12 protein-coding genes are annotated in these 17,013 nt (G+C 43.2%); 5 read left to right on the forward strand and 7 right to left on the reverse strand.

The features are described 5' to 3' along the window. The first annotated feature begins 7 nt into the window (after positions 1-7). Positions 8-1,381 carry a sigma-54-dependent transcriptional regulator gene (locus tag GS399_RS09820; protein ID WP_160844447.1) on the forward strand — a complete coding sequence of 458 codons (1,374 nt, stop codon included), beginning with the start codon at positions 8-10 and terminating at the stop codon, positions 1,379-1,381. Beyond that, the gene (locus GS399_RS09825; protein ID WP_160844448.1) at positions 1,365-2,663 is read left to right on the forward strand and encodes a sensor histidine kinase; all 1,299 of its coding nucleotides are present in this window, start codon (positions 1,365-1,367) and stop codon (positions 2,661-2,663) included. The genes GS399_RS09820 and GS399_RS09825 overlap by 17 nt, the downstream gene beginning before the upstream one ends. 66 nt (positions 2,664-2,729) lie before the next feature. Here the strand turns inward: GS399_RS09825 and GS399_RS09830 are convergent, their stop codons facing one another. Genes GS399_RS09830 through GS399_RS09840 form a run of 3 tightly spaced genes read right to left on the reverse strand, consistent with a single transcriptional unit; the run spans position 2,730 to position 8,431 of the window. Continuing rightward, positions 2,730-4,163, reverse strand: coding sequence for a TolC family protein (locus GS399_RS09830; RefSeq protein ID WP_160844449.1), 1,434 nt, complete (start codon positions 4,161-4,163; stop codon positions 2,730-2,732). Continuing rightward, positions 4,156-7,323 (reverse strand): efflux RND transporter permease subunit, encoded by a 3,168-nt coding sequence (locus GS399_RS09835; protein WP_160844450.1) that lies wholly within the window; start codon positions 7,321-7,323, stop codon positions 4,156-4,158. The genes GS399_RS09830 and GS399_RS09835 overlap by 8 nt, the downstream gene beginning before the upstream one ends. A 25-nt stretch (positions 7,324-7,348) precedes the next feature. Continuing rightward, the gene (locus GS399_RS09840) at positions 7,349-8,431 is read right to left on the reverse strand and encodes an efflux RND transporter periplasmic adaptor subunit (RefSeq protein WP_160844451.1); all 1,083 of its coding nucleotides are present in this window, start codon (positions 8,429-8,431) and stop codon (positions 7,349-7,351) included. A gap of 337 nt (positions 8,432-8,768) precedes the next feature. Here GS399_RS09840 and GS399_RS09845 point away from each other — a divergent pair, with 337 nt between their 5' ends. Together GS399_RS09845 and GS399_RS09850 are read left to right on the forward strand one after the other, a co-directional pair. Further along, a complete protein-coding gene (locus GS399_RS09845) occupies positions 8,769-9,179 on the forward strand; it encodes an MGMT family protein (RefSeq protein WP_160844452.1) in 411 nt (136 codons plus the stop codon). A 153-nt stretch (positions 9,180-9,332) separates the two neighbouring features. Continuing rightward, complete coding sequence (locus GS399_RS09850; RefSeq protein WP_160844453.1) at positions 9,333-9,959, forward strand: DUF2306 domain-containing protein; 627 nt, start codon at positions 9,333-9,335, stop codon at positions 9,957-9,959. Positions 9,960-10,009: 50 nt separating this feature from the next. On the opposite strand, the gene GS399_RS09855 is transcribed toward GS399_RS09850, so the two are convergent. The 4 genes from GS399_RS09855 to dinB all read right to left on the reverse strand — a co-directional run bounded on the left by GS399_RS09855 (position 10,010) and on the right by dinB (position 16,322). Beyond that, positions 10,010-11,083, reverse strand: coding sequence for an NHL repeat-containing protein (locus tag GS399_RS09855; protein WP_160844454.1), 1,074 nt, complete (start codon positions 11,081-11,083; stop codon positions 10,010-10,012). Positions 11,084-11,513: 430 nt separating this feature from the next. After that, positions 11,514-12,269: a DUF3667 domain-containing protein gene (locus tag GS399_RS09860; RefSeq protein ID WP_160844455.1), complete on the reverse strand. Its 756-nt coding sequence runs from the start codon at positions 12,267-12,269 to the stop codon at positions 11,514-11,516. Between the two features lie 807 nt (positions 12,270-13,076). After that, a complete protein-coding gene (locus tag GS399_RS09865) occupies positions 13,077-14,756 on the reverse strand; it encodes a hypothetical protein (protein WP_160844456.1) in 1,680 nt (559 codons plus the stop codon). 381 nt (positions 14,757-15,137) lie between these two features. Beyond that, positions 15,138-16,322: a DNA polymerase IV gene (gene dinB, locus GS399_RS09870; protein WP_160844457.1), complete on the reverse strand. Its 1,185-nt coding sequence runs from the start codon at positions 16,320-16,322 to the stop codon at positions 15,138-15,140. Positions 16,323-16,360: 38 nt separating this feature from the next. On the opposite strand from dinB, the gene GS399_RS09875 reads away from it, so the two are divergent. After that, positions 16,361-16,930, forward strand: a complete 570-nt coding sequence (locus GS399_RS09875; RefSeq protein WP_160844458.1) for a 2'-5' RNA ligase family protein — start codon at positions 16,361-16,363, stop codon at positions 16,928-16,930. The last annotated feature ends 83 nt before the right edge of the window (positions 16,931-17,013 follow it).

Here is a 17,013-nt window from a genome sequence, read left to right on the forward strand (position 1 = left end):
CCCTGTTATGATACTGATCATTGATGATGATATCGCCGTTCGTACCTCCCTGTATTTATTGCTAAAAAGCGAGAAGTATGAGGTTACTGGCTCTTCGACACCTGCAGATGCTTTATCGATTATTAAAAAAGAAAAACTGCAGCTCATTATCCTGGATCTTAACTTCTCGCTAGATACTTCCGGCGATGAAGGCCTGCAGCTTCTCGGCCAGATTAAACAGCTGAATCCCGCTGTGCCGGTAATCCTGATAACCGGATGGGGAAGCATCGAACTCGCTGTAAAGGGTATGAAAATGGGTGCGAATGACTTTATAAACAAGCCCTGGGACAACCAGTATTTTCTGCAATCCGTCAAAACATTTTTAGATCTCGAGAAACAGACTACACAGCGGCTTACACGTAAACAATTAGACAGTCAGTATAACTTTCAGCAGATCGTTGGCCAGGACCCCAAATTACTGGATATCCTGGAAACCATCGGCCGCGTGGCCGGAACAGATGCTTCTGTGCTCATCATGGGTGAAAGCGGAACGGGTAAAGAACTGATTGCAGAAGCCATTCACCAAAACAGCAGCCGCAGGAACAAGCCTTTTGTAAAAGTGAATCTTGGCGGCATCTCCACTTCCTTATTCGAAAGTGAGATGTTCGGCCATATTCGCGGAGCTTTTACCGACGCGCGTTTTGACCGGATGGGAAGATTTGAAATGGCAAATAAAGGGACCATCTTTTTAGATGAGATCGGCGACCTGGATGCCGGAAGCCAAGTAAAACTGTTAAGGGTTCTACAGGACCGCACTTACGAAGTACTCGGCAGCAGCCGGACAAAAACAGTCGACCTGCGTGTGGTATGTGCTACCAATAAAAACCTGAATGATATGGTTACGCTTAAAAGTTTCAGGGAAGACCTGCTGTATCGGATTAATCTCATTACTATTTATTTGCCAGCATTACGTGAACGGCCCGGAGACATTCCTTTGCTGGTTAATTACTTTATCAGCAATTTAAAAGAGATTTATAACCGTCCTGAGTTATCCGTTAGCCATGCGGCTTTGAAATGGCTGCAGCAATTACCCCTGCCGGGCAATATCCGCCAACTGAAAAACCTGGTAGAGCGAACTGTACTGGTAAGTAAAAAAGACAAGTTTGAAATTGAAGATATAAGGGCTCAGCTCGACGCGACGCCGGCAAAAAAAGATAACAAGCAATTACCCGGCGTCGGTTCCTATACATTAGACGAGCTTGAAGCAGACATGATCAGGAAGGCGATGGATTATCACAAAAACCGGGTGGCGAAAGCTGCGCAGTCATTAGGTATTACGCGCAGTTCCCTGTATCGCAGGCTGGACAAATACCAAATACCTTACGATGAAACTGAGGACTAAATACCTCCTTTTCGTATTTATTCTGCACCTGGTTGCCCTTGTGCTCTCTTACTTTATTTTTGAGGAAAACAAGATCCTATTCCTGGTAGCGGAGGCTTTCATCGTCATTTCGGTCGTGATCTCCTGGAGCTTATACAGGCAGTTGATACAGCCGCTTAAGTCGTTAATGACCGGTGTTGAAGCCATCCGTGACCGTGATTTTAACATCAAGTTTTCGCCGACAGGAAAATACGAAGTTGATCAGTTGATCGAAGTGTATAACCAGATGATCGATCAGCTGCGTATTGAACGGACACTGCAGGAACAACAACATTTTTTCCTGGAGAAGCTAATTCAAACATCACCTACCGGAATCGTTATCCTGGACTATGACGATGTGGTTCAGCAAGTAAATCCAAGAGCTTTGGAAATCCTGGAAATTGACGAAAAGCAATTGATCAATTACCCGGTTAATTATCATCAAAATGAATTATTGACCCAAATAGTAACGTTAAAATCCGGTGATTCCCGCACTGTTAAGTATAAAGGCGCCCTGGTATATAAGTTACAAAAGTCGCATTTTATCGACAGGGGCTTTTCACGTCATTTTATATTAATTGAAGACCTTACGGCCGAGATTCTTTCTGCTGAAAAGAATACATATGGAAAAGTGATTCGTATGATGGCACATGAGGTTAACAATACCATCGGCCCGGTTAATTCTATCATTCAATCAGCAATCGCTACCAACTCCATATGGAATGAAAATAATGAATTGCTGAAAGGAGCGCTCCACGTGGCTTTGGATCGGAATCAAAACCTCAACCTGTTCATCCGCAACTTTGCCGACCTTGTTAAATTGCCGAAACCCAATAAAAGACATCTTGAACTGCAGTCGTTAATCAAAACCGTGGTTCAGCTGATGGGTATTAAAGCCGAAGAAAAAAATATTAAACTGGTCAACGAGTTACCAGAATCAGCAATTATTATTTCGGCCGACGAGCAACAGGTGGAGCAGGCATTCATCAACATCGTTAAAAATGCCATTGAAGCTATCGAATTTAGCGGAACTGTAACATTCAGTATAGAACTTGAAAGCCGGCAGCTAAAGATCACAGACACAGGTACCGGTATTACTCCTGCGCAAAGCGAATACCTGTTCACTCCTTTTTACAGCACTAAAACTGACGGCAAAGGAATAGGACTTATCCTGGTCAGAGAAATTTTAGTTAATCACGGATTTGAGTTTTCGTTAAAAACACTTCGTCCGGGTTGTACAGTTTTTATGGTGAAATTTAACTGAGGCATCTTTATTCAAATAGCCGGTATTAGCCAGCTATTTGAATTCATATCATATATCATTTCGCTGTTAATTCCACCCGCCGCCTAAAGCCTGATAAATATTAACCATCGCGTTCATTTGCGCTTTCTTTGTATCAATTAAATCCAATTTAGCTTCCAGAGCATCGCGCTGTGTCAGCAATACTTCAAGATAATCGGCACGAGCTGAACGGAAGAGGTCGTTTGAAATATCAATAGATTGTGTTAGGGCATTCACTTGTCTCGACTTCAGATCATAACTGTTTTGCAGATTACTAATACTCGACATCTGGTTGGCTACTTCCACATAAGCGTTGAGAAGAGTACGTTCGTAATTATAAACTGCCTGCGTTTGCTTGGCGTTCGCACCTGCGTATTCCGCTTTTATCGCTCCGCGATTAACTAAGGGCGCAGTAATATCAGCGGCTATATTGTACAGGAGAGACTCCGGCAATTTAGCCAGGTAAGTTGGATCAAATGCCTGTAAACCAATTGAGGCGGATAAGCCTAACGACGGGTAGAATTCAGCCCTGGCCACTTTCACGTCGAGCTTTGCAGCTGTTAGTTCCAGCTCCGCCTGTCTCACGTCAGGACGATTGGTGAGAAGTTGCGACGGGATACCGGCACTGATACTGCCCGGCATCATATCATTAAAAGTCACCGAACTTCTAACGATCGGCTGCGGATATCTTCCCAACAGAAAATTGATTTTATTCTCTGTTTCCGTGATCTTTTGCTGAAGATCATACTGCAGACTTTTCGTATTCAACACTTCTGCTTCAAACTTACGAACTGCGAGCTCAGTGGTTCTTGCGGCTTGTTTTTGCACTTTTACGATCTCGAGTGCATTATTTTGCAGCTCGATGTTCTTTTTCACAATTTCCATCTGGTTGTCAAGTGCGAGCAATTCATAATAAGAGTTAGCGATTTCCGCGATAAGATTTGTTACCACGAAATTCCGGCCTTCTATACTCGCCAGGTAACGGGTTACAGCGGCCTTTTTCGCGTTATGCAGTTTATGCCATATATCAACTTCCCAATTACCGTACACGCCAAGGAGATAGTCGGGCAGCGGATCGGGCACGGGCTTACCGGAAGTTATTTCTGTTGAAGCGTCGCCGGCACCCTGGCTGGTATACCGGCCAACCTTCTCAATTCCGGTACTTGCTGTTATTCCAACTGAAGGCAGCAAGCTGCTTTGCCTGAACCTGATTTCGCTTTTCGCAATTTCAAGTTCCTGCAATGTAACCTGCAATTCCTGGTTACGCTTTAATCCTGTATCAATCAGGCTAACCAGGTTCGGATCTGTAAAGAATGATTGCCAGCGGATTTTACCTGTATTGAGCGTATCCGTTGTCGTTCCGTAAGACTGTGGAACCTGTTTATTTTCGGTGACTTGCGTCATGGACGGCACTTTACAACCTGTAACCGACAGGCATAGCACGGCCACGCTGGCAAGCCAGTATATTTTGTTTTTAGACATTGTTTTCTATTTCTTCAGTCAAAGGTTGTTCTTCTTCTATGTTGATAAGCTGATGTTTTTCGGATATTTTACCGAAGATGTAGTAAAGCCCAGGAATAACAATTACCCCGAACACGGTTCCGAAAAGCATACCTCCGGCGGCGGCTGATCCGATGGTGCGGTTACCGATAGCGCCGGGGCCAGTTGCAATCATCAACGGAATTAATCCCGCGATAAAGGCAAACGAGGTCATTAAAATCGGGCGGAACCTGGCTTTCGCGCCATCAAGCGCCGCTTTTAAAACCGTAGCACCATCACGGTGCCGTTGCGTCGCAAACTCAACGATAAGCACAGCATTCTTACCGAGCAAACCGATCAGCATCACCATAGCTACCTGTGCGTAAATGTTATTCTCTAAACCAAATATTTTCAGGAACAGGAATGCTCCGAAAATTCCGGCAGGCAGTGAAAGAATTACAGACAGAGGCAGGATGAAACTTTCGTATTGCGCGGCGAGGATCAGGTAAACGAATCCAAGGCAAATCAGGAAGATATAAAGCGCCTCATTTCCACGGGAAACCTCATCTTTCGAAATACCTGCCCAATCGATGCCAAAACCACGAGGAAGCGTTTTAGCGGCGACTTCGTTTACTGCCTGTATGGCAGCGCCACTACTGTAACCTGGCGCGGCGGAACCACTGATCTCGGCCGAGTTATACATATTGTAACGAGTGATTTCCGATAGGCCATAAACTTTATCCATTGTCATGAAAGCTGAGAACGGAACCATTTCGTCCTTGTCATTCTTCACATAAAGCTTCAGAATATCAGCCGGCATAGCTCGGTATTGTGGCAGAGCCTGAACCATCACTTTATACTGACGATCGTATTTAATGAAACTGGTTTCGTAGTTACTTCCGATCAGAGTCGATAAGGTATTCATTGCATTGTCGATGGTCACTCCCTTTTGCTGGGCGAGGTCATTATTGATATGCAGCATATACTGAGGGAAACTTGCACTGTAAAAGGTAAACACGGATGAGAGTTCGGGTCGCTTATTCAGCTCGCGGACGAAATCCCGGGCCACAGTTTCCATGTTTTTGTAATCACCGCTACCGGCTTTATCCAGCAAGCGAAGTTCAAAACCGCCGGCTGCTCCGTATCCGGGTACTGCCGGTGGCTGGAAAAATTCGATCGATCCGCCGCCAATATCTTTTGATTTTTCTTCGAGTTCATCAATGATTTCCTGGGCTGAATGTTTACGTTCATTCCAATCTTTCAGGTTGATCAGACAGGTACCAGAGTTAGAGCCGGTTCCTTCGGTTAAAACTTCATATCCTGCCAGGGCCGAAACCGATTTTACGCCTTCCACGTGTTCAGCTATTTTTTGCAGCTGCGATGCCACCTCCTGGGTTCGCTCAAGTGTCGATCCCGGAGGCGTTTGAATAATCGCGTAAACCATTCCCTGGTCATCATTTGGTATGAAGCCAGATGGAACATTGGAGTTTAAGAACCAAACGCCGGCGCAGAAAGCGATCAGCATTCCGAACGTTACTACACGGCGGCTCACGACTTTTGTCAGTACAATATGGTACTTACCCGACAACCTGTTAAACGAATTGTTGAACTTGTCGAGGCCCTTGTCGATGATTGATTTCTTTTTCGATCCGGTACAGTGGCTTTTCAACATCATCGCACAAAGTGCTGGCGTTAACGTAAGCGCAACTAACCCGGAAAGAATAATCGCCGTAGCCATGGTTATTGAAAACTGGCGATAAAAAATGCCCACAGGTCCCGACATAAATGCTACCGGGATAAACACCGCGGCCATGAGGAAAGTAATGGCGATAATTGCACCGCTGATCTCACGCATCGCCCGTTGGGTTGCCCTCAACGGCGACAAATGGTATTTCTCCATATTGGCATGCACCGCTTCAATTACCACGATCGCATCATCGACTACCACACCGATGGCCAGTACGAGTGCGAATAAAGTAATCAGGTTAAGAGTGATGCCGAAAAATTGCATAAAAACAAATGTTCCAACCAACGATACCGGAACCGCGATAGCGGGAATGACTGTCGAGCGCCAGTCGCCAAGGAAGATAAACACCACCAGACCTACCAGGATGAAAGCTTCTATAAGCGTATGCACAACCTTTTCCATCGAAGCATCAAGGAATTTTGACACGTCATAGCTAATCTCGTAATCGAGGCCCTTAGGAAAATCGTTCGCCTTGATTTCGGCCAACTTTGCTTTTACATCAGCAATAACCTGACTGGCATTGCTGCCATAAGATTGCTTCAGCACGATTGCCGCGGAAGGGCGACCATTCAGGTGCGAGTACAAATCATACATCGAACTGCTAAAATCGATGTCTGCAACGTCTTTCAACCGCAGCAGTTCGCCGTCGGGGTTAGCACGTAAAACGATGTCGCCGTACTGTTCCTTCGTGCTGAAGCGCCCCGAATATTTCAAAACATATTCAAATGCTTGTGAGCGCTTACCAGAACTTTCTCCGGTTTTGCCGGGCGACGCTTCGAGACTTTGCTCGTCAAGCGCTTTCATCACATCGTCGGCAGAAATTTTATAAGCCAGCATCCTGTCCGGTTTCAACCAGATTCGCATAGCATAATCGCGGTCGCCTAAAATGTCGGCGAATCCAACGCCGTCAATACGCTTTAATTCAGAAAGAAGATTGATATCCGCATAGTTGTACAGGAAGTTTTCGTTCATTTTCGGATCCTTACTGTAAAGGTTGATGTACATCAGCATGTTGGATTCTTCACGCGAAATCTTCACACCTTCACGAATGACGAGTGGCGGAAGCTTATTCGTTACCGCGGCAACACGATTTTGTACGTTAAGCGATGCCTGGTTAGGGTCTGTTCCTAAGTTGAAAATTACCTGGATCGATGCCTCGCCGTCATTACCGGCGTCGGACTCCATATACTTCATTCCGGGAACACCGTTAAGCGCCCGCTCAAGAGGGATAACTACCGACTTGATCAAGAGCTCGTTGTTTGCACCAGGATACTCAGCCGTAATATTCACTTTTGGAGGCGATATCGACGGAAATTGAGTTACCGGTAATTTGGCGATTGACAATACGCCCAGAAATACGATGATCAGTGAAATAACGATCGAAAGGACGGGCCTTTGTATAAACTTGTTAAACATGATATTATTTTTTGAACGTACTACACTATTCAGCTGCAACTCTCAGGTGCCCGATAACATTTTTCGGATCCTGGAATCTGTACGCGATCTTATCGTCGTCTTTAACTTTTTGTACCCCTTCCAGTAATATTTTGTCGCCGGGATTTAAACCGGATCCTACGATGTACAGATCAGGAAGCTCACTGGCGATCGATATTTCACGGGAGCGCACTTTGTTGTTTTTGTCCACAATAAAAACATAGCTCTTATCCTGGATTTCGTACGTGGCCTTTTGAGGTATCACCAACGCATTTTTAATCGGAACAACCATTTCTATTTTACCTGTTTCACCATTTTTAAGCAGTTGATCGGGATTGGGAAAACGTGCCCTAAAAGCGATGTTACCAGTTTCGCTGTCGAATTCACTTTCAACAGTTTCTACCTCACCTTTGTATTTTAAAAGATCGCCGTTTGCCATTACCAGGCTCACCGGTTGTTTTTTCCCTTTGTTAGCCGAATTCTCGTAATTGAGATATTCCGGTTCAGACACATTGAAATAAGCGAACATCTGGTTGTTATCAGAAAGGTTGGTAAGCAGCTGACCTTCGTCGATCAAACTCCCGAGCTTCATTGGAATACGATCGATGATTCCATCGAAAGGCGCACGGATTTCGGTGAACGAAAGATGAACTTTCGCGAGTGATGTTTCCGCTCTTGCCTGTTCCAGCTTGGCTTTAGCTACGGCCAGTTCATTTTTAGAAACTATATTTTTATCTGAAAGCATTTTTGTATTCTGGAGCTCGATTTCAGATTCTTTGGCTTCAGCCTCAGATTTCTTTACCTCAGCTTCAAAAGCTGTTGGCATGATTCTGAACAGCAACTGCCCGGCTTTTACGTGCTGGCCCTCATCGACATAAATATTTTGTAAATAGCCTTTTTCCTGTGACCTGATCTCTATATTCCGCACCGATTTGATTTGCGACACATACTCTTTAGTAAATGATGTATCAATCTGCAACGGGCTGGTGACCGAGTAATTTGGAATTTCTTCTTTTACTTCTTTTTTTTGATTACAACTTGTACCGTAGATCAAAGCAGAAACTCCGGCAAGCAAAATAATTCTCTTCATGGATATTGTGAATTAAAGCGGTTTACGATTAATGAAACTTGGACAGATTGAACATTATATCCGGCGAACCCTGTCGCCGGATTACAAAGTGCGACAACTGCCGACCGCTGCTGGCATCTGCATAAAAATGAAACGCAAAGCGCCAAAAATGAAAAAGTTACTCCTATCATGGGGGCAAAACTCGGGTAGTTTTATGAAGTTTTTGTGAAGCTTGAAGGTGTGCTTCAAAACCGGTACGCCGCCAGATCAGCAGGAACGATACCCCGCAGAAATAAGGATCTTTACTGTCTTTTATAAATTTACTAAATTGCTGTATCCACCCCTCAGGTAAAAACAGATGTCAAATATATCTTTCCTTGAAAAATTACAAACTGCTCCGCAGGCCACTTTTCATAAGCTGGACGTCGTTAAAAGTAAAAGAATGGCTGGAGCTCAAACTTTATATATTCCATCGGTCTCTGACGTAGCAGAAACCATCCGTAAAATTCCAAAAGGTGAAACCAAAACGATCGAACAATTGCGAGATGATCTGGCGAAAATAGGCAAAGCAGACACTGCCTGCCCGGCGAAGACAATTAAATATTGGAAATGGATGGCCAGCTTAAATGAATCGCCGGTAAAGTATCCTGAATACGATATACCATGGTGGCGGGTGTTAAAGAGCGGAAAACCAAGCAGGCATATGCCCGGCGGAATAGAGAATCAACTAAAAATATTAAAAGCGGAAGGTGTTGATATCAAGCTCTGACGAGCTCTTCGCAACGCCGACGGTAAATCGTTAAGAGATAAACAAATGCTGTCGCCATGGCCGTTTTACCTGAAACGCAAAGCTTAATGGAAGAAAGTCATAAGAACGATCGCATACACTGGTAACAAAAACTAAGGAATTCGTCTAACGAAAATGAAGCGATATCAATTACCCTGGCTGAGCATTGCATTCCTATCCATCGCTGTTGGCATATATCCGGCGACATATTACCTGATGGATATGCATAGCAACGGGTTGTTTCAAACGAAACCAAAAACTCTGCTGGATAATAGGCTCTGGAATGCCCTGTTTTACGTGCATATCACCTTTGGCGGCATTGCGTTGCTTACAGGATGGCCGCAGTTCAGTACAAAATTAAGAAACCGGTATTTGCGCCTGCACAGAACAGTCGGTAAAGTATATATAACGTCGGTATTTCTCAGCAGCCTGGCTGGGTTATATGTCGCCTTTTATGCTTCTGGCGGCATTGTTTGTGTTATGGGTTTCGGCATTCTGGCCGTTCTATGGTTTTATACAAACACAATGGCTTATACTACTATCCTAAAAAGAAATATCATACAGCACCGGTACTGGATGATCCGGAATTACGCCCTGACATTCGGAGCCGTCACTTTACGTTTATGGCTTCCGATTCTTGCCAATTTTGTGTTTCATGAATTTATCCCGGCATACCGCATCGTAAGTTGGCTGGCATGGGTTCCCAATCTATTTATCGCTGAAATTATTATCAGAAATTTAAAAGTCGCCGTAAAACAGTAATTAGTTAACAAACTATAATCTGTCAGCACATTAGTCGCGATATTAAATTCTTACCTTAAGAAAATCTGCCTGACGGAATTCCGGTCAGTGAAAAAAATAGATGCTTCATTTTTTGCGAGAGCGAGCTGTTCGGCCTTGACATCAGCCTCTCTTCCTACTCCGTCTTTTCCGTGATAGTCAGGATGAGGCCCGGCAAGATATTGAAGCTTACCGTTTGATATACTTTTAATAGATCCGTTATCAGCAACGTAAATACTTTTACTGTTTCTATTGACAACGATACTCGATATGTAAGTAAATTTCAAGTCTCTGAAAATTTGCGTAAATACCCCTTTAGATGTCCATTTATAAATTGCTTTGCCATTAACAACAATATATTTAACATTGTTATATCCGCAAAAAAATGCATTGATCGTGCTTAAGGTTTGTGCATCTTCCGCCAGCGAATCGGGAAACAACGTATAGCCAAATGCGCCAATTGCACCTTCATTGATTATAAATTGTTCGATAATACCCGTTTGTGCGTAACCGTCGACGTATGATCCGGCAATAAACAATTGATCATGATATGGCTCTCTCTGCAGATCATTGTAATAGTAAGAGCTGTATGGGTATACGACAGGTCCATTTTTATAAGGTGGCGTAAGTACTTCGCCACCGGGTTTTATAATCCATACTTTCGGAGCAATTGTAAACGGACCATCCTGGCAAAGAATATTGATAGTTCCATCTTTCTGAACTCTGACCCTCCTTGGCGACGAGATGGTCGTTCCAAATGCATCACCTGGCAAGGTAACAGTAGAAACTTCACCATTCTGGCTTACTTTTCTAATTTTGTGATTGTTATGATCAGCAACATATAAGCTGCCATCTGGTAATAAGTCGAGGCCTTCAGGATACGCCAGCCTTGCTGCATTGCCGGAGCCATCAACATAACCTGGTTCTTCAGGTACGCCGGAAATTGTTTTAACCGTCAGGCGTGGGTAGCCGCTTGGAACTGCTGTCGCCATTAAGTTTGACTCACTGGCGGAAGCCTTGACTAACGCCTGCTCAGTATCTTTCCTGCATGAAAAAAGCAGAACTAGCAGGCATATCAGCGCTACATGGTTTTTTAAGATTTTCATGGGTGTGTTTAGTTTATTAAAGTTCATCAATTAAAAGTCAACAACCCTTAAAAGTCCCGGAACTAGTAAAAAAAATGTGAAATTCTGTGAAGAAATTTCAAAAATTCCAGCGTGAGAAATACGCTCATAATCAGTAAAGTTAAAGCCTCACTCATTTACAGCATGATAATTGTCACCGCAAATCCGGGCCAATAATTTTTCTTAAAACCAGCTTGTTATATGACGGTTTACAAATTGACACTACCTGCATGCATCTTAACAAAAATACAAGTTCTGTTATTCGACTGACTACTCGCTGAAGAATTGTGCCTATGGAGTTTTGGTAACGAGTACAAATGCAAAAGGCAGCATCCGGTACGCATTCGTAAATTGCCAATTAAAGCTGAAGATTTGATCTGAACAATCACTGGCGCCGGGCAGGGGCTGCATGTTAGCTAATCCCGTAACTATATTTCAAGATATCCCACCAGGAATGTATTCCAACATTATTGTTAAAAATATGAATGTCGAAAATGGTATAAAGTTGCAAAACCAGGTCCGCCAGGTTCATTACATTTAGGATCAGTATCAGCGCAATAACACTGTACGCTGAACGGCCGAATAAGGCTATTCCCTGCCATAAAATAATCGCATAGCTGATTAACTGAAAAGCCAGATCAACATTCGATTTATATTCAATCAATGGAAAATAGACCGGTAAAAGTATTAGTCGGAAAAAATAAGTTAAACCCAGCGCAAAAAGCCAGAATACAACGATCTCTGCAAAGTTGAAACGTTTCCTGAAAGCCAGCCAGGTCAGCAAAGTTTCCAGAGGCAATAATAAAATAGCGCGGTACTTAGTTAAGTGATACAACTCACGGCCGTACTGATTATTCATGTGCACAACCTTATCCTCAAAGTCGAAAACATAAGGGTAAAGTACAGCCAGGATACCGGCCGTCAGAATAAAAAAGAGCACCGGACTAAAATATGTCTTTCTTTTACCGCTGAAATAATCGGCGTAAGCTATGGCGGGACGAACGATCAAGTCAGATACCAAGCGTATCATTCCTTTATCCATATGAGTAAAAGCATGCCAGGTTTCATGTGTCAGTTCATGCATGCTTAAGCGGCCAACCGAAAGTTTTTGTCCGCAGCTAATACAGTATACGCCGTTGTTATCGTCTCCGCAATTATTACAGTTCATTTCTATCTAAAAAAAGCAACCTAAAATAGGCAATAAAAGATTATTGCAAATTAAAAGTTGATGGCGCTGCTTTTTATCTTTAACACAAAAAACCCGGCCGGATAAAATCCTGACCAGGGCTATTAACTTTCTATTATTGCCTGCTGGCTGTTCCCGTTACCAGACTGCTTTAAGCAGCCTCATCTTTCCCACTAATAACCACCGGGAACCAATCAGGCAATTCAAAATTTGCATTTGAAAGAAAGCGGCGGACACCGTCTTAATTTCGTGAATTAATGGCCGTTGGTGTGTAAGCAACGGCCACAATTCGTATAAATCCCCCCTACCAAATCTTAAAATCCAATGGTTGAAAAATTGCTTGCGTTGCCAAAAGCAATCATAAAACCAAAACAGATTAACAAAAAAATTGCACCTCCAATAAAAATAATCTTCTCCTGCTTTGCTGTTACACTAATCTCCATCGCCAACAATTTGGATGTCTGTAAACTTACCGGCTTAAATACCGTATAATCAGTTTCTTAACTGGCTGAACGTTGGCAGTTCCGGCGGGCACTGGAAACCTTACCAACATTTTTGTTCAGCCAAGAAAACTGAGCTGCAAAAGTCTGAATTTTCCGGCCGATGATTTATGATAACAATCACATTTTCTGATGATTATCATCATTTTTTATTCGATTATTTTGACTTTGATGGATTCAAAAGGATTAAAGCACGAAATTGTATTGCGACTTAAGACCACAAAAATCTTAGTCTCAGAATCACTGAGATCCTGAGACTAACAAGAAAAGGTAATTATTTAAAAAGGGATCAAAGTCCCGGACCCTGATAGAATCCTATGTTTGGCTTTGCAGTAGCTGAAAGCGGGTTACCAAAAAAATCCTTACCACCATTATTACTGATTACCCGGCCAGACGATAAGGCTACGGAGCCAGCTTTCAATTTAAAACCATCGGGAGTATCAGAAGCGGAATTCAGAAATTTAACATCTCCGGCAATATTATGGGTTTGGCCGGGCTGGTTGACAACCTGGTTCTTGTAATAGCAGTTGTAATCAAAGATATTTCCGGTGCTGCTGCCAAAGGTATATGAAGTACCGCTGCCGTAGTTATCAAAGATATTATTGTAAAAGGATGTATTAGATGGCCAGCCGCCCCAGATCTGGAACCGTACGAACTGGGTATTGGTCTGAGTGGGACCAATATCAACCACATTATTATAAAAGACAGTATTGGAAGCGGTACCCGATAGCTTAATCATAAACTTGCCGCTCACGGGATGCGCGTATTTTCCATCTTTCTTGAAAATATTGTACCTGACGACCGTTTTGTCGTTAAAGGAATTGGAGCCTCCGGTAACCAACATGCCATAATCGTTATCATGCAGGTAGTTGTACTGAATGATCGTATTCTTGGTTCTATAATCCGCGTCAATACCACCAGCATCATCATCGTCTATATTTGCTTTTGTAAATCGCGACTCATTATATTGCCAGATAGCGTTATCCGTATTAAAATTGAATGCGGCATTGCCGGAGGCCTTAATAGCGCAGTGGTCGAAAAGATTATGTTCCATTAGCGGGCGGTCGGCAACCCTGATAATCATAGCATTAGCGCCGGTGTTAGCGAAACTATTGTTGCGAACGATAATATTCAGGGATGGTGTCCAGTTAGTATTTGAAGTTAAGGTTCGCGTACTCCATGTTGATTCCGTCCAAAGCCCGGTCCTGTCAACATCATGAATAAAACAACTATCTACTAAGATATCATTGAACCATGTAGGCGTGGCGGTTCCGGTAATTCTAAAACAAACGCCTCCGTTGTATTTACTGTTCTCGTCAGACTGATCGATAAAACCATTTACTCCATGAACTTCCAGGTTACGGAGGTAAATATGATTCAGCATTCCTTTATCCTGGCCTGCAACCAGAACACCTATTTTTGCGCTCGCCTTGTTTGCATATTGCGGCGGACGAACCATATTGGCGTAATTAGCTGTATTGGCCGTTTCCCATTGCGATATGCTCGCTCCGCCTGCTTCTGAAGTATTGAAATTAGTAATATCCAGATCGCTTATTTCCCAGTATTGCTGGTTGAGCAGATAGAGTGCGCCGTCAGCTACTCCTGCGCCGTTAATTTTAGGCTTATTTCCAGATCCGTATCTTCCGATGATAATAGGACTTCCGCTGTTGCCTGAGCCCTTAGGACGAAGCTGCCTTGTCCAGCTGCCGCCTGCCTTGAACAAAATCCTGTTTCCTGGTTTAAAAGTAACGGAATTAACCTTGCCTACAGTTTTCCAGGCGGTGGTGGCACTTGTACCGTTATTGCTGTCATTACCGCTCACGTTATCGACATAATAATTAGCTGTTACGGCTGACACCGTTGCTTCCTTTGCGTTACTTGCGTTGTCTATCGAACTAGTATCTGGCTTCAGATTATCCTTCCCACAGGATGCGATAAGGATTGCAAAAATATAACCGACAAATCTCATGTAAATCCGCATAGTCAAGTTCAACTGGTACACGTAAAAATACCCTTCACTTTTGGTGGCAATGCCGAGCAGGCGAGATTGTAAAAAATATGTGCAGTTCCGGGAAATCTCGACAGTGAGCGATTCAGCTTTTGATAAAACCAATCCTTAATGACTCCTAACTATTTGCATTTTAGAAAATAGTATTTATCTTCAATTTGCAATGAAACGAAAAGCCAAAATCGTCATACTGTTTATCGGATTATGTCCTTTAGCAGTAAATTTTTGTAAGGATATTTTTTTGATTGGTGTTAAAGACGGAAAAAAACACACTCAGTCGGATTTTATAAAAACCAGGTATGAAACGGTTAGAAAACCGCAATAAGCGGGCTCTTTAATAAATTAGCCAGTCTTCCCGTTAAACGGATTAAAATCGCGTGACGAAATTCCCATTGTCAACGCTCTCGAAATAGTTTTGCTTCCGTAACGCACATTCAATTGATCAAGCGCTTTATATAATTTTGAGCTGCGCTCGAAATCATCAAACAAGCCGGGCTGAAACGGCCCTTCGGCGAGGTTACTTAGCCGTACGCCAACTAACCGTATCTTGCGACCTTGCTGATAAGCCTTCCTGAACAATTTTTTTATGAGCGGAAAAAGCAAATGATCCGAATTCGTTGCAGGCATACTCAATTGCTGCGTATTCGTTTCAAAATCCGAATAGCGGATTTTAACGGCGATGCAGGAAGCAACTTTTCGCTCGATACGGAGCTTTGCTGCCAATTGCTCGGTCATCGAAATTAGTAATTCCTCAAGTTTCGGCTCATCCATCACATTTTGGGAGAATGTATTTTCAGAAGAAATTGATTTACGGCCATGGTGGGGAACGATTTCCGAATGGTCGATACCATTGGCCTTATCCCACATCATTTGTCCCATCTTTCCAAATACGCGTTCAAGATTCTCAATCTTTTGCTCCTGTAAATCCTTCACTCTATGGATACCCATGCCGCGTAAAGTTTCGCAGGCCTTATCGCCAATCATCGGGATGCTGCCTACCGGGAGCGGCGCAAGAAACTCTCTCTCCTTTCCATGTTCTACAAATAATTGGCCGTTGGGCTTTGCCTGATTAGTAGCAAGTTTAGCCACCGTTTTGTTAGATGCAAGTCCGAATGATATGGGCAAACCTGTTTGCTTGATTACCTGCCTGCGCAACTCGGTTGCCAGTTTATAGCATCCGAAAAACTGATCCATTCCTGTGAGGTCAATATAAAACTCATCGATCGACGTTTTCTCATACAAGGGAACCATCGAGTGGATGATAGAAGTGACACTGGCTGAGGCGTCACTATAAGCATGATAGTCGCCTCGCAAAGTAATCGCATCTGGACAAAGCCTTCTGGCAGTACGCATAGGCATCGCCGAGTGGATACCGAATTTTCGCGCTTCATAACTGCATGAGGCCACCACACCCCTGTCGCCAGATCCGCCAATTAACACAGGTTTCCCTCTAAGCGAAGGATCCTTTAAACGCTCAACGGAAACGAAAAATGAGTCGAGGTCAATATGAACAATATAGCGTTTCATGCTTTGCAATATTACTAATAATTTTAGTATTTTTGAGAATGAAAAATTTGTATTTCATTGCCATTTTACCACCGGAGCAATTAAGCGAACAGATCGACGATATCAGGAAAGAGTGCTCGGAGATGTTCAATGTATTTGCAGCGCTCAAGCCACCTGTTCATATAACGCTGTTTGCTCCTTTCCAACTTGGGAACGAACGCGAAAACCAGCTAATAAAGGTATTGGAGGCGCCGCGTCACCATTCTTCTTTCGAACAGGAGTTAGAAAATTTCGACACATTTAACTCGCATGTAGTTTATATCAACACCATCAAAAACAAGTCGATTGCAAGTTTACAGAAGAACATCACGGCCGTTATGCATCATCATGAAATTGGCAAACGAGAAGTGAAAGGCGGCAACACGCTGTTCAAACCACATATTACTATTGCTTATCGTGACATCGACCAGGAAATTTTTCCGGCGATGTGGGCGGAATACAAGAACAAAAAGTTCAAACGGCAGTTTACCGTCGGCGGTTTTACTTTGCTAAAACACGATGGCAAAAAATGGAACCGCTTTAAGGAGTATTCGTTTATTGAACCAATGCCAGAGTTGACGTTGTTTTGAAGGGATTTATTGGTTATTACGAGGGTTTGAACTAACAGGCATTTATACTTTATAAAGGAACAGATTTTAAATAATGGGCTTTA

The organism is Hufsiella arboris (genome assembly GCF_009834875.1).
GTDB lineage: Bacteria > Bacteroidota > Bacteroidia > Sphingobacteriales > Sphingobacteriaceae > Hufsiella_A > Hufsiella_A arboris.

Bases quoted from the DNA above. Each gene is read 5' to 3' on its own strand.
- GS399_RS09820 (WP_160844447.1), top strand. From the start codon at position 8: ATGATACTGATCATTGATGATGATATCGCCGTTCGTACCTCCCTGTAT.
- GS399_RS09825 (WP_160844448.1), top strand. From the start codon at position 1,365: ATGAAACTGAGGACTAAATACCTCCTTTTCGTATTTATTCTGCACCTG.
- GS399_RS09830 (WP_160844449.1), bottom strand. From the start codon at position 4,163: ATGTCTAAAAACAAAATATACTGGCTTGCCAGCGTGGCCGTGCTATGC.
- GS399_RS09835 (WP_160844450.1), bottom strand. From the start codon at position 7,323: ATGTTTAACAAGTTTATACAAAGGCCCGTCCTTTCGATCGTTATTTCA.
- GS399_RS09840 (WP_160844451.1), bottom strand. From the start codon at position 8,431: ATGAAGAGAATTATTTTGCTTGCCGGAGTTTCTGCTTTGATCTACGGT.
- GS399_RS09845 (WP_160844452.1), top strand. From the start codon at position 8,769: ATGTCAAATATATCTTTCCTTGAAAAATTACAAACTGCTCCGCAGGCC.
- GS399_RS09850 (WP_160844453.1), top strand. From the start codon at position 9,333: ATGAAGCGATATCAATTACCCTGGCTGAGCATTGCATTCCTATCCATC.
- GS399_RS09855 (WP_160844454.1), bottom strand. From the start codon at position 11,083: ATGAAAATCTTAAAAAACCATGTAGCGCTGATATGCCTGCTAGTTCTG.
- GS399_RS09860 (WP_160844455.1), bottom strand. From the start codon at position 12,269: ATGAACTGTAATAATTGCGGAGACGATAACAACGGCGTATACTGTATT.
- GS399_RS09865 (WP_160844456.1), bottom strand. From the start codon at position 14,756: ATGAGATTTGTCGGTTATATTTTTGCAATCCTTATCGCATCCTGTGGG.
- dinB (WP_160844457.1), bottom strand. From the start codon at position 16,322: ATGAAACGCTATATTGTTCATATTGACCTCGACTCATTTTTCGTTTCC.
- GS399_RS09875 (WP_160844458.1), top strand. From the start codon at position 16,361: ATGAAAAATTTGTATTTCATTGCCATTTTACCACCGGAGCAATTAAGC.